This window comes from Pedobacter cryoconitis (genome assembly GCF_001590605.1).
Classification (GTDB): domain Bacteria; phylum Bacteroidota; class Bacteroidia; order Sphingobacteriales; family Sphingobacteriaceae; genus Pedobacter; species Pedobacter cryoconitis_A.
In genome coordinates, this window is record NZ_CP014504.1 from 5,714,375 (window position 1) to 5,727,798 (window position 13,424).

General features: G+C 35.3%; 9 protein-coding genes and 1 tRNA gene. 3 read left to right on the forward strand and 7 right to left on the reverse strand.

The features are described from left to right. Positions 1 to 13: 13 nt before the first annotated feature. The 3 genes from AY601_RS24205 to hxlB form a co-directional block, all read right to left on the reverse strand. Positions 14 to 385, reverse strand: coding sequence for a response regulator transcription factor (locus AY601_RS24205; RefSeq protein WP_068406322.1), 372 nt, complete (start codon positions 383 to 385; stop codon positions 14 to 16). Positions 386 to 560: 175 nt separating this feature from the next. Beyond that, the gene (hxlA, locus tag AY601_RS24210) at positions 561 to 1,193 is read right to left on the reverse strand and encodes a 3-hexulose-6-phosphate synthase (RefSeq protein WP_068406325.1); all 633 of its coding nucleotides are present in this window, start codon (positions 1,191 to 1,193) and stop codon (positions 561 to 563) included. Between the two features lie 62 nt (positions 1,194 to 1,255). Continuing rightward, positions 1,256 to 1,840, reverse strand: a complete 585-nt coding sequence (hxlB, locus tag AY601_RS24215; protein WP_068406331.1) for a 6-phospho-3-hexuloisomerase — start codon at positions 1,838 to 1,840, stop codon at positions 1,256 to 1,258. 126 nt (positions 1,841 to 1,966) lie between these two features. Between hxlB and AY601_RS24220 the strand changes: the two genes are divergently transcribed. Continuing rightward, positions 1,967 to 2,830 (forward strand): helix-turn-helix domain-containing protein, encoded by an 864-nt coding sequence (locus AY601_RS24220; protein WP_068406334.1) that lies wholly within the window; start codon positions 1,967 to 1,969, stop codon positions 2,828 to 2,830. A 49-nt stretch (positions 2,831 to 2,879) separates the two neighbouring features. Next, a complete protein-coding gene (locus AY601_RS24225; RefSeq protein ID WP_068406337.1) occupies positions 2,880 to 4,652 on the forward strand; it encodes a DUF885 domain-containing protein in 1,773 nt (590 codons plus the stop codon). A 304-nt stretch (positions 4,653 to 4,956) separates the two neighbouring features. Here the strand turns inward: AY601_RS24225 and AY601_RS24230 are convergent, their stop codons facing one another. The 4 genes from AY601_RS24230 to AY601_RS24245 all read right to left on the reverse strand — a co-directional run bounded on the left by AY601_RS24230 (position 4,957) and on the right by AY601_RS24245 (position 12,257). Beyond that, positions 4,957 to 5,316, reverse strand: a complete 360-nt coding sequence (locus tag AY601_RS24230; RefSeq protein WP_084359440.1) for a response regulator — start codon at positions 5,314 to 5,316, stop codon at positions 4,957 to 4,959. Positions 5,317 to 6,250: 934 nt separating this feature from the next. Beyond that, positions 6,251 to 6,333: transfer RNA gene (locus AY601_RS24235), tRNA-Tyr, on the reverse strand. A gap of 262 nt (positions 6,334 to 6,595) precedes the next feature. Then, the gene (locus tag AY601_RS24240; protein WP_068406343.1) at positions 6,596 to 7,057 is read right to left on the reverse strand and encodes a JAB domain-containing protein; all 462 of its coding nucleotides are present in this window, start codon (positions 7,055 to 7,057) and stop codon (positions 6,596 to 6,598) included. A gap of 250 nt (positions 7,058 to 7,307) precedes the next feature. Beyond that, the gene (locus AY601_RS24245) at positions 7,308 to 12,257 is read right to left on the reverse strand and encodes a hypothetical protein (protein ID WP_068406346.1); all 4,950 of its coding nucleotides are present in this window, start codon (positions 12,255 to 12,257) and stop codon (positions 7,308 to 7,310) included. A 206-nt stretch (positions 12,258 to 12,463) separates the two neighbouring features. Here AY601_RS24245 and AY601_RS24250 point away from each other — a divergent pair, with 206 nt between their 5' ends. Next, positions 12,464 to 12,769 (forward strand): hypothetical protein, encoded by a 306-nt coding sequence (locus AY601_RS24250; protein ID WP_157288089.1) that lies wholly within the window; start codon positions 12,464 to 12,466, stop codon positions 12,767 to 12,769. The last annotated feature ends 655 nt before the right edge of the window (positions 12,770 to 13,424 follow it).

Here is a 13,424-nt window from a genome sequence, read left to right on the forward strand (position 1 = left end):
ATCCGCAGCTGTTTTAAGCAGTCTTTTTGACTAATAAATTACTGATTCTTTTGACCACATCATCCAGATCAAATGGCTTGCTGATATAATCATCTGCACAAGCCTGCGAACTCATTTGTTTACTTCTTGGATTTGCAGACATCACGATAACCGGAATATGTTTGGTAAACATGTCATTTTTAAGATCATCACAAATTTCAATTCCATTCCCGTCAGGCAGCATCACATCAATAATAAACAGATCAGGCAAAGAGTCTCTTAGTTTACTTTTTAGTTCACTAACCGACGAAGAAAGCTGCAGTTCATACCCCTCATCCTTCAATAAATATTCAATGATATACCTGATATCACTGTCATCTTCAAGTACGTGTATCCTTTTAATCATAATTAATTATGTTTGGCCATTATTTGAACCAAAAGTTCATCAAATAGTGTTCCATAATAGCGATAAAGGACTATGTCGGGTTAAATATTACATAGCATTGTGTAGAACTTATTCTTTTAAAAAATGAAAGACGGATCAATATTATTGACCCGTCTTTCCAGTGAAATAATTTTAATTATACAGCATCAATTGCTTCGCGTAAAGCTTTTGCAGCAGCAGCAGGGTCTTCTGCACCATAAATTGCAGCACCAGCAACCGCTACTATTGCACCTGCTTTAATCACAGCTGTCACATTGTTGATGTTTACACCACCAGCGATAGAAACAGGGACACCAGCACGGGCAGCCTCATCAATTAAAACCTGGATAGAATAACCTTCAGTCCATTGCTCATCTAAACCTGCATGTAATTCTACGAATTCAGCACCCAGTTTAGTTACTTCCTGTGCACGTTTAACACGGTCAGCTACACCAATTGTATCTACAACGATACCTTTACCATGCGCTTTGGCAGCTTTAATTGCACCAGCAATAGTAGCATCTCCGGCAGCACCTAAAACCGTAACTAAATCAGCACCCGCTTTAAAAGCAATATCAGCCTCTAATTCACCAGCATCCATTGTTTTTAAATCAGCAAATACTAATTTATCAGGGTGCGCTTGTTTCATTGCTGTAACTACTGCAATACCTTCATTTTTAATTAATGGAGTACCTAATTCAATAATATCAATATAAGGGGCGATTTTAGCAGCTAATGCTAAAGCATCTTTTGTAGTTAATAAATCTATTGCGACTTGTAATTTTGCCATTGTAATTTGTTTTTAATTATTGTTTGTATTTCTTTAAAATCGATTGTGTAAGCGGGTATCTCTTATTCAAGATTAGCATGTCTTTTCCATAACTCTTCAGCAGGAGTGCCATCAGCAGCCCACATGGTCTGAAAAAGTGCATCTGTCAGTAAGAATAAAGCTTGTTCAAATAAACTGCCTGCATACTGCTCAGAAATAGTCTTTCCATGATCCTGTTTTTGTGCAGCAGGAATTAGCAGCACAAGCGTAGCTAAACTCGCAAGAGGAGAATCGCTGGTTGTAGAAAAGGCAATGACCTTTGCACCAGCAGCCACAGCTTTCTCCGCTGCCTTTACGATAGTACTGGTCGTTCCTGAACCGGAAGCTGCAATCAAAAGATCCCCCTTTTTAATTGCAGGTGTGGTTGTTTCTCCCGCAACAAATACAGTGAACCCAAAATGCATTAAGCGCATTGCAGCAGCTTTCAATGCTAAACCTGTACGGCCGGCACCAATCACAAACACACGTTCTGCCTGCTGTAAATGAGGTATTATTGCTGTTAACTGAATAAAATCCAGTTGCGTTGCTAACTTCTGGTTCTCTTGTAAAATCAATTCCAGGTTTGCCTGTAAACTGGCTGCCTGGTCATTTATGTTTGCACTACCCATCTCTTTTTTGTCTGCGTCAAAGGTAGTGGGGGCATGCAGTCTTTACGTTACACTATATGCGCATAGTATGGGACTATTTGGAAACGACTACTAATACATCCTTAACTATTAATATATTTGACCCAGATGGAAGAAAGTACCGGCCTTGGATTAGAAAAGTCATTAATATATATCAGAAACCTGGAGAAATGTCCGCCCAGTTATCTGAATGATCCGGGAAGAAAAGACTTTTTTGAAATTGTCTGGCTGCAAAATGAATTTCCATTACATGCCGTTAAAGAAGAAGAGAAACCAGTAGCAGGACACTGGATCTATCTTATTCCACCATACCGGGTGCATCAATTGAACAAAGCAGGTAAAAATGGTATCTTATTATCATTTAAAAGAGACTTTCTGGATGAAGAAGACAAAGAATTCTACCTCGACATCTTTAAAATCTTTAATATTCAGGGAGAATTTTCATGTCTGCCCTTAACCAAAGAAAATGCTGTCGAACTGGATAAAATTTATCAGTTGCTCGAAGAAGAGTACAAACAGCAAAGCAACAGCTTTTTGATCCTGAAAGCATTACTGAAAGTTTTTCTGCTGAAACTCATCCGCATTAAAGAACACGTATTTACCACACAAGACGTCAATCAGAAAAGAGTATACGAATTTATGATGCTGCTGGAAGAGAATTATCAAGTGGAAAGGAATGCAGACTTTTATGCCGGAGAATTGGGTTTAAGTGCCAAACGCCTCAACCAGATCTTAAAAGATAAACTGGATAAAACAGGCATGCAACTCATCCATGACAGGATTATTCTGGAAGCTAAAAGGCAAATCATCCACAGCGAAAACACACTCAAAGAAATAGCTTATAACCTGAACTTTACAGACCGTTCTTACTTTAGCCGTTTCTTTAAAAAGCAAAGCGGGCAATCTCCTGAAGATTTTCAAAAACAAGCTAAAAGCCATATTGAATCCAGATTTAATACCCTGATCGAATAGACAGAACCTGATAAATATTGACTAGCTTTATTTTCTAAACTCAAAATTTATGAAAAGAATAGCCTTTGTTCTTCTGTTTGCTGGTACTATGGCGGCTTGTAAACAGGGAGACCAAAAAAGTAATGCGAATCCGCAATTCAGCAAATTATGTGATCAGTATTACGAAGATTATTTAAAATTAAATCCAATTTCTGCTACCTACGCAGGAGATAACAGGTATAACAGCGAGTTGCCCAATGATGGTTCTGTCGCTTATCTGAATACCACTAAAAACTTCTACAAACAATATCTGGATAGTTTGGGCAAATACAAACGTGACCAGCTCGATGAAAACGATAAGTTATCTTTTGATGTGTTAAAAGATAACCTGGAAACTGGTCTTGAAGGTTTAAAATATCATTTTGAATATCTTCCTTTTAATCAGATGAATGCCTTACCCTTAACTATCGGGCAATTGGGATCTGGTACAGGTGCACAACCATTTAAAACAGTTAAAGACTATGAAGACTGGTTAAAACGTGTCAATGCATTTTCCGTATGGGCAGATACAGCTATTGGAAACTTTAAGAAAGGAATAGCATCTGGTATCGTTTTACCTAAAGCATTGGTCGTGAAAATGTATCCTCAAATGCTGAGTATGGTCGTTACCGACCCTGCAAAGAGTTTATTTTATGCACCGGTTACCCAAATGCCAAAAGACTTTGCAGACGCAGATAAAAAAAGACTGACCGAGGCTTATCGCAATACCATTCTGAATGTTATCGTTCCAACGTATAAAAAGCTTGGCACGTTTCTGAAAAATGAATATCTGCCGAAATCCAGAACTACTTCTGGCTTTTCTTCTTTACCAGAGGGTACAGCCATGTATACTTACCTGGTTAAACAACAAACTACGACAACCAAAACCCCTGAAGAAATTTATCAGACCGGACTGAAAGAAGTAGCAAGGATCCATTCATTGATGGATAGCATCAAAAATAAAACAGGATTTAAAGGTGACCTTAAGGCATTTTTTGAGTACATGAAAACGGATCCTAAATTCATGCCTTATAAAACATCTGCTGAAATTCTGGCTGCTTTTGATAACATTCATAAACGAATGGAACCAAACCTGAAAACCATGTTTACGACCGTTCCCAAAACACCATTTGAAATCCGTCAAACAGAAGCTTTCAGGGCAGCGTCTGCCAGTGCAGAATACAATCAGGGATCTGCCGACGGTAAACGTCCTGGGATTTTTTACGTACCTATACTGGATGCCACCAAGTTTAATACCACTTCTGGGATGGAATCTCTATTTCTTCATGAAGCAATTCCTGGTCATCATTACCAGATCTCCTTAACACAGGAAAATACAGAACTTCCTAAATTCAGACGCTTTGGAATGCACAACGCTTACGTAGAAGGCTGGGCATTATATTGTGAATCCTTAGGTAAAGAGCTTGGTTTATATACTGATCCTTACCAGTATATGGGCGCATTGGGTGATGAAATGCATCGTGCTATCCGCTTGGTTGTAGATGTAGCGATACATACCAAAAACATGGCCAGAGAACAAGCTATCAAGTATATGATGGACAACGAAGCCATTAACGAACAAGGAGCAACAGCCGAAATTGAACGCTATATGGGAATGCCTGCACAAGCATTAGGTTATAAAATAGGGGCGATGAAGATTCGTGAATTGCGCAGCAGATATGAAAAACAACAAGGTGCTAAATTTAAGCTTGCCGAATTCCATCATCAAGTACTTAAAGATGGTTCATTGCCGCTTAGTGTTTTTGAAAATAAAATGGACAACTGGTCAGCTACAGTAAAATAATTCCGTTCAAACGTGATCAGGAAATATCCTGATCACGGAGAAACCTCAGGTATTTAGCCTGTAGCCCTATGTAACAGATATAAATTCTCAATTTCAGGTCCTATAAAAGAGGCCGAGATCAGGTCATCAGGATTGGAACGGAAAAGCACCGACCATTTTCCTGATGACCTATTTTTATATATTTCCAAAATTCCCCGTCTATGTACTATTCTGAATAAGGAAATATGGAGTGACAGTCGTTTCACCTGGAAATTTTCGCCTAAAAGTGACATCTTGTAATAAATCATAGTGGCTTTTTAAGGTTCTAAGCTAATTGATTCTCAACACGCTTTAATAAATCGTCTAAATCAAATGGTTTACTTATAAAATCATCTGCAAAAGCTTCTTTACTGCTTTGTTCAGCATTGGCATGTGCAGAAATGATAATTACCGGAATATGCCTGGTGTCCAGGCTCTGTTTCAATTTCCGGCACAACTGTATCCCATTTCCATCCGGAAGTCTTACATCCATCAGAATAAGATCAGGCAAGGTATTAAAGAGGTTAATTTTAAATTCTTTAGCATTGGCAGCCACTGTAACATCAAATTCTGACTGTTGCAGAATATATTCTATTACATCTCGTATAGCTTCGTCGTCTTCTATGATTTGAATCAGTTTTGACATAATATCTATTGGTGAAAAATATGTTTATTAAACAAGGCGTTCTGTACATTGTTTAACAAATTATTTATTATTAATAAACGAAGAGTTGAGGCGAATTGTTGTGACGGCATGACGAAAAATCTGTAAATCAATTGATTAGTTTAATATTATTGTCATGAAAGGAATTTAGACTGGATATTGTGGGGAAAGTTAAATAGTATAAAAATTTATCTTTTAATTTCGGATCAAGTCATCAACTTTTGGAGCAGGCTCTTTTTTAAGCATAAATTTTGACACGCTAAACAGAAAGTCTTTGCTGTCACGGATGCTCTTATGTCTCTGGAATTTGCGCTGAAAGCTTTCAATTTGCATGGGAATGACTCAGCCGAAACAAGGCCGGCTGTTCGTAAATAAATTCAAAATAGCTAAATAATAAATCTATATCTGCCGGGTACTGCCTGAGTACTGGTCGGGTACTCGTTAGGGTAAGAGCAGTGCTAAAGTAACGCGAGAGCATGGCAAGTCCAAGTCAAAACAACTAGTTGAAATGACTTGGACTTGCCATAGTTAAAGCCTGTTTTCAACCTGGTGTCACCCCGACCACCACTCAGGCACAACCAAACCATAACTAGTTGAAGATTAATGAAATTATAATTTTCCCTTGGGCTAACCCACGGACAACTGCGGACAGCTGCGGACAATTACGGACATTTTTACGCATCAGGATAATCTTCAACGCTAATAGCCTACATTGGTGGAAAGGCATTTATTTATTATGGGAAGTTTAACGGGTAAATTTTCAAAGGGAATCCTGGACGATTTCATTTTTAAAGCAGCAGTTTGGCGTACAAGTTGTTTCAAAAGTTCTGACTTGATCCTTAATTTCTCCAGAGTTGATTTAATTCAATGCGCAAAAAAAAAGTCTTCCAGAATTAACTGAAAGACTTTTTTGTAGTGGGGGGAGAAGGATTCGAACCTTCGAAGTCTCGCGACAACAGAGTTACAGTCTGTCCCATTTGGCCACTCTGGTATCCCCCCGATCATTTTGCCTATATCCCTGCGGCACTGAAGGGTTTATAAAGCTAAAAAAGAAAGCTTCAGTTTTTCTCTGAAATTCTCTGTGGAGAATAGCGGAGTCGAACCGCTGACCTCTTGCCTGCCAGTAGAACGCCGTATCGTCCTCTGATAGGCTTTTAGCCCCATTTAAGCCCTCTATTGTTAATTTGCACTAACTATGTACTAACATGCAACCTCGTTAAGAAATAATTTGATTGGTAGTTTAATTCGTTGTGTTGGAAATTTATATTAAGCCTTCATCAGCAAAACTGTAAAAGGTATCCTTACTTATGATCAAATGATCCATGATTATTAAGTCTAGTAATACACCTCCGTCTTTGAGTTTGTTAGTTAATGAAATATCTTCACTGCTTGGATCTATTTCTCCACTAGGGTGATTATGACAGAGGATAATGCTACTTGCACATGCTTTTAACGCTGATGCAAATACAACTTTAGAATCTACTGCTGTTGCAGCAACACCACCATGTGAAATATTAACCACTCTCAATACCCTGCTTTTTCTGTTTAATAACAGGATTTTAAACTCTTCCAGAAACTCAATCTTACCTGAATCCCATTGCTGTATCAATATTCGATAGGCGTCGTTAGAGCTTCTTATTTGCGATCTTTCTGAGACCTTAAATTTTGGATTGTAACTGATCTGCACTTCTGTAACCTTGAATAATTCTGATTGTAATACCATATGATTTATATTAATTATGGATACCTAACCAAGCTTTCAGCCTCAATCTAAGTCAAGAAGCAACGGGATAAATGGATAGTGCGTAATGGCTATTGGAGCGTTTATGCCGGAATTTCTTGAAACGTGTTGAGGTGAGAAGCTTAGCTTTGTGCAATGATTAATAAAACATGTAAGGATATTCACTTAGTACTCTTTCTTGCCTTGATATGCCACAGAAGTCAACGGCCTTAGGACAGTAATCGTAGATATCCTAAAAATCAAAACTTTCGTATTTAATAGCTTGATCATTGATTTCTTTTTTTCTCTGGACTGCAAAAGGTTTTACAATCGTTTCATATATCAATTCCACTTCAGATGCAACAATTTTTGAAATCTCAAATGTCTTATTACCACCAATGCCATTAATTGATCCTCCGAGGCGCAATCCTAATCTTTTATCATATAGTAGCATGTACCTATCATGAAATGGAGACTTATCAATTTGGTTTTTCACGGATATATAAGAGTTTTGCGGGGGAGGCTCTGCTGAGAATTTAGTCCATTCATTTAAGTAAGAACTCCGACCAAAATCTCCTTTTGACTCACAGCTTGTGAGAATTGTTACATGGGCATCAAGAGTCCAATCATCCATCTTCTTTATGAAGCTCATCTCACGCTCTGAGAAATATGGATCTATAATATATATTTCCTTAGCTTCACTATTTTCAACTAAATTTCTTATAAATTGAAATACTTCTGTTTTTTTATCCGCCGTAACCAATATGCTGTTTGTTGCGGCATTAATATTATAATTCATAGTACTGACTTTTTTATTTGAAATATTACAGATGAGATTGTAGCATAATTTAGCATTTTCATTAGCTGCTTCATAGTACTTCAACAAAAGATTATCACGATCTCCATTTTTAATTAGGTTTTCAAGGAAGAATTCATAAAGGGGCATCGAATAGAATATAGGCATTTTCGAAGCAGAATGTAAGAAAGTCAAAGTTTCGTTTACATCTTTTACTTTTCTTTTGCTAGAATTCAATTGCCCAAGTAGTGACCAAGCTAAATTTCCTTTTTCCCTTCTATCTTTGATTTTTCCAATTTGGGAATAATCAGATTCTGCAGACTTCCTCAAATCTATACGGTCATAGTGATTGTTAGCTGGCTCCGCCATTTTTTTACGTGCCGGATCTGTATCTAAATTCGAAATGAGACGCTGGGCAACAGTCTTATCATATCTGTAGGCAAGATCAATTAATTTTTTAAATGAAGGATATTGATCATTTTCATCTAAATTGTAAATGTCAGCTTCAATTTTTTTCAAATAATGATTAAATAAATCAGTAGAAGCCTTAATTGTAAGTTCTAAAATGCTTTCATACATTTCGATCCTTTCAGTTAGAGATAAAATTTGATCAGCTTCGTCGAAAGCTTTTTTGAGAAATTCAATCTTTTTCTTTTTATTGTCACCACTTTCAGTGGCAAGATTACAATAAATTACAGCCCTATCACATGTGTTCTTTATTTTCTTGATTTTTTCTTCGAGATCTGCAAATTCTTTATATATCTTCTCAAAACCGCCTATATTAAATTGTTCTGCGCATGCTTTTGAGCTTATTGCATATCCGTCATGTTTAATTCCACGACTTACATTGGGTAATTTTTGCGCAATTAGTTTATTAATCTTACTATATATTTCAGGTTTCTGAACACGTGTAAAGTTATTCGGATTTAATCGTGATAAATTTGATAATTTTCTAATATAGTGGTGTATTAATGCGTCGTCTTGGCACAATTCTAATAGATTAATGTATTCAATAGCATTTTGATACGTAAAATGAGTTGCACCTTTCAAATCATCATAAGGTTCAGATTCATAGCAGTTAGTTAACAACACAACACATGTAGAAGATACAATATTTTCCCGTTCAATAATCTTTAAGTTCTTTAAATATAGAAGAAGTGTTTCAGGCTGTGCACAATGAATTGCCGAAGCTGATCTTGTTAAAACGTCAACGAACTGTTCATTATTCTCCTTTTTATAAAGTTCAAGAGTTGGGATTATCTTTGCTGTGACTATTTCAGCGGTAACCCTCTTTTTTCCTATTAAGCCTATTCGCGTTGCTAACTCTGCCCATAATGCTATCTGATCTAGTTTCTCTGGAACATAATTAATTAAATAAGCAATCTTATCATATGAATAATCTTTTTTCTGAGTTAATCCCGCATAAATCCTGATCATTAGCCTAATCGATAAAATCAAAGAACCTGTATGAGTCATATCCTCGAAAATATTATCCTTCGATAAGTATTCAGCCTTTGTAAAATAAGTAGTCGCCAATTCAAGATCATATTCCGCAAGAGTTGATGCCAAGCTATAACCAAGACTTGCCTTGTCGGCTTGATCCACAATTGCATCGTAATGTTTTAGTAAAAATGCGCTTAGTTTATCTATAAGTTTATCATAGCGAGCATTGAATGTATTAGCATCGGTTTGTTTGACACGTAATAAAATTATGGCTGTTGATAACACCTCACATTTGTGTGAATTGCTTTCTATCCGCCCAATTAGAGGCAGCAATTTGGTAATCATAAATTTATTATTTTTACTTGATTTTATTTGTTCAAAAGCTCCATCAAATATTAAGGTAATGCATTCCGTGATATACTTTTCAGAGTCCAAGCATGATATAGTAAATTCTAAGTCGTCCAGATTCCAAGTAGAAAACTCCTTCTTTATGTATATTCTGAAACAAGAAAAAAGTGCCTTATTTCTTCTCGCAGAAGTATTCAAAGAGTTTGCAACCTCGATCGCAAATGGATAATTAACTTCAGCAAGAACTTCTAAAGTACTTTCAAGCTCAGAATGTTGATCTGCGGAGGATTCAAGAAAAAGAAGTAAACCTGAGGATAATTTTTCTTTCAGGTACTTTTCATCCAAATATAGGCTCTCTAATATGGTAGTTGCATTTTTCTCAAGCTCCTTATAGAGCTGCCAAAAGTGAGCATAAGCTTCTAATTTTATAGAAATATCAGATATAGTTTCTATGAATTTGGAAAGTTCAATAGTTCTATCATTCGCTCGGTCTATATCCAGCATTGTTAATGCCTGAATTATAGTCAATTCTAATGATACTTTTCCAATCGTCGGACTGTTTATGGAAATCATTAGATCGTCGATTCGTAGAATCATTTCTTCAACTCTTTCAGGATCTGCAAGATTTTTAATTGGAAAAACTATATCATATAAAACTTCAGTTGAAGGTTTTGTGATGGAAGACTCTTGGATAAGAAGATTTAATGAATAGTCCATTATATGAAAAATTCCAGAAGAGCCCGAATGTGCCTTGATCCACTTTCTTAAAAGAAAAAGCCTATCAGAGCTTTTCTCCACTTTCTCGATTTCTTCTATCAAATCCTTTTCAGGTAGATCATTTATTCCGTGTAAGATGGAGTTTCCAAACTTATCAAAAAACGAGTATTTGATTATTTTATCGGATTCAATTTTTAGATCGTCTTCTTTTTTGCCAGCTCCATTTTCTTTTGCAATAATAGATATTATTCCCATGAGCCATTCAATAGAAGTGTTATTTTGTTTCAATCCAAGTGAACCTTCAATCATTTCTATCGCCCTTTGGGGTAAAAAGTAAGCGAGCCCTATTGCAATTTCTGTTAGGTTTTCTTTAATATAACCTTCATCAGCATCATTTAATAGCTCTTCAATCTCATCAATTATTAAAGGATCAATATCTTTTTTTGCGATTTTAGACTCTTGAACATAAAACACTAACATTTTTAACCTATCTTCTTTTAAAACTGAATTAGCTATAACTGTGAATGCATCCTCGGATTTATTTAAATGTATGTAGGCCTTAATTTGCTCTTTCTTCCCATCACTGGATTGTAACCCAATCAATATACTTCTATGTAATGAAAATCGGAATACATTCTCAAATGAGTTTTTTAATGATGTTGAAGCTTTAAAACCATAATTAATTTGTTTTTTAATTTCTGCAAATGACTGGCTATTGGAAATAATTAAGTCTAGGTTATCTATTGTGAGTAAGTCTACAATATTATTCCACTCGTCATTTTTGTGAAACAATGTGGGTAAATTCAAAACTGAGTTGATATCATCCATCGTCGTATAGAACTCAATTAATTTTGCATTAATTTGCTTCTCAAATCGCTTCAGTTTTATTATTGAATATTGTCGATAAGAATTTGAGACAAAACTTATATTATCCATTTTGAGAGTTAGAAATGAGACGTTCTCAACTAATGTTCTAATCTCCTCACTGGTTATATTTAGAATGTTCGCAAGACGATCTATAGATCTAATGTTATCACCAAATGCAAGTAGCGATGTGATCATTATGATAGGATTGTCGAATTCAATGTCTGATATATTAGCAGTTTTCCATTCGACTTCTAGTAAGTCATTCTTTTCGGTAATCTCCATATTTGACAGGAAATCATCAGGGCTGATCCCGCTGTCAATAATTCTTTTTACTTGACTTAAGTTTTCGGGGTGTCCTTTCCAAGTATTATGAATTTCAGTAATAAACTCTTTTGCTTTGAGGGTATCCTCCAAATTAAAAAGCAGTTTAGTTTCATTTTCTGTAAAACGAGGTACTCTTAATATTTTCGAGCTTTTAAATGTAAGTGGTGGAAGTATTTCTTTTAGTTCCTCAAGAATACCTGAAACGATGAAATAAAAATTATTGGTTCCCCAAGGGAGGATATATAATGCACTTTTTAGCAATTCAATATCCGATTTTTCTATCTGATCCAATCCATCTAATATAAAATATAGAGGTTTGTTTTTTTTTCCAGGACTTGTTGTTAAATCGAAAACCAGCTTATTAAAAACTCCCTCTGTAATGGCAAAATCACTTGGCGGCGATTCACTCTTATTATAAAAATATATTTGACGCCCCAAATCCTCCATAAGATAATCTAGTCTATAAGATGTTCTAAACGCGGGATTAATAAAATAAGTGAATGAATTAAATATATATTTTTCAGAGAACTGAAGAAGGATATCAGTTTTTCCTGCACCTTCTTTACCTTCAATAATTACTAATTTGCAGGATTTGTCAAAAAGATCTTCTATTTCGTGAACAAGATTGTTCCGGACAACCCTGAATTCAGAAGTGATATGCTGATATGATAATGAATGAGTTCTTAAAGAAATGAGATTAGTGTCCATAGAGAGGTTAAGTAATTTGGTGATTATTTGTACGAAAGATAACGAAACTTTTATCTTTCTATATCGTCATACATCTATTTATGATTTGTTATAAATCTCCGTTGTTTATAATTTATATTCAAAATCCGAAAATTATATTAAGATTCTTTTATTATATTTATAGTGAAGCTTGTTGTTTGATAAATTTAACAAAAACAATTATAGTTATGGATGTAAAACTCGATATCAATACTTTACCTAGAGATAATCAACATGTAAAATTCCAAGTAGCGGAAGAGGAAGTGAAAGGAATATGGCATCAAGGGAAGTACAAATCAAATGAGGAATCCATATATGAAACAGACATCTTAATATATGACATGTGGTCAGAAGTGGTACGTTGGGAACCTATTCAAGATCTTCATCAAAAAGCAGAAATTGATGCTTTAATCGTAAATCCAGATAGACTCGATCCTGATATCAGGGATTTTGTTATAAAAGAATATAAGGATTTCATTGATTCTAATGGATAGAAATAAAGCAGTCTTTAAAAAACGCAATGTAAGCTTATTAGAGTATGATTTACAATAGAACACCTTGTTTACATTGAATCATTGTCTAAGGTATATTAATAAACAGTATCAATTGGATACGTTTACTATAAAATGGACGAACCATTTCCTCCTTACAAAAGATGGTATGCAACTACAGACTATACCCAATTATACCTTTTAGAACTAAGCTTGTTTATTGAATCAATTCAAAATTAAGTAGGTCTGTATGCAGAGCTTTGAAATTATAGTTGATGGTTTATCACTTAAAGTAATTGCAAATTACCACCTGAACACTTATCAGATAATTTCCAACGGAGACCGAATAGGTTTTATTTATTATTTCCAATATAGAAGTTGAAACTAAGTCAGCAGTTTGGTTAGGCTCAAATGCTTTTACAAACAAATATGCTGCGGTTCTTGGTGGTTTTGCTGAAAGATATGGTATATAAGATACACTTCTATATCGATTGATGAACTGGTAAAGATTAGGAAACCACTTATTAGAAAAACTTCACAAGATAGTTTCTCACTTCTTCTAAGCGAACCTAACCAAGCGAATTTGAGGTTAAAATGTACAAGCATGCGATATTCCTATAATAAGCATCTATATAATTAGTTCAACTCGGTTTAAAAA

Coding starts and splice junctions, on each gene's coding strand:
- AY601_RS24205 (WP_068406322.1), bottom strand. CDS start 385: ATGATTAAAAGGATACACGTACTTGAAGATGACAGTGATATCAGGTAT.
- hxlA (WP_068406325.1), bottom strand. CDS start 1,193: ATGGCAAAATTACAAGTCGCAATAGATTTATTAACTACAAAAGATGCT.
- hxlB (WP_068406331.1), bottom strand. CDS start 1,840: ATGGGTAGTGCAAACATAAATGACCAGGCAGCCAGTTTACAGGCAAAC.
- AY601_RS24220 (WP_068406334.1), top strand. CDS start 1,967: ATGGAAGAAAGTACCGGCCTTGGATTAGAAAAGTCATTAATATATATC.
- AY601_RS24225 (WP_068406337.1), top strand. CDS start 2,880: ATGAAAAGAATAGCCTTTGTTCTTCTGTTTGCTGGTACTATGGCGGCT.
- AY601_RS24230 (WP_084359440.1), bottom strand. CDS start 5,316: ATGTCAAAACTGATTCAAATCATAGAAGACGACGAAGCTATACGAGAT.
- AY601_RS24240 (WP_068406343.1), bottom strand. CDS start 7,057: ATGGTATTACAATCAGAATTATTCAAGGTTACAGAAGTGCAGATCAGT.
- AY601_RS24245 (WP_068406346.1), bottom strand. CDS start 12,257: ATGGACACTAATCTCATTTCTTTAAGAACTCATTCATTATCATATCAG.
- AY601_RS24250 (WP_157288089.1), top strand. CDS start 12,464: ATGGATGTAAAACTCGATATCAATACTTTACCTAGAGATAATCAACAT.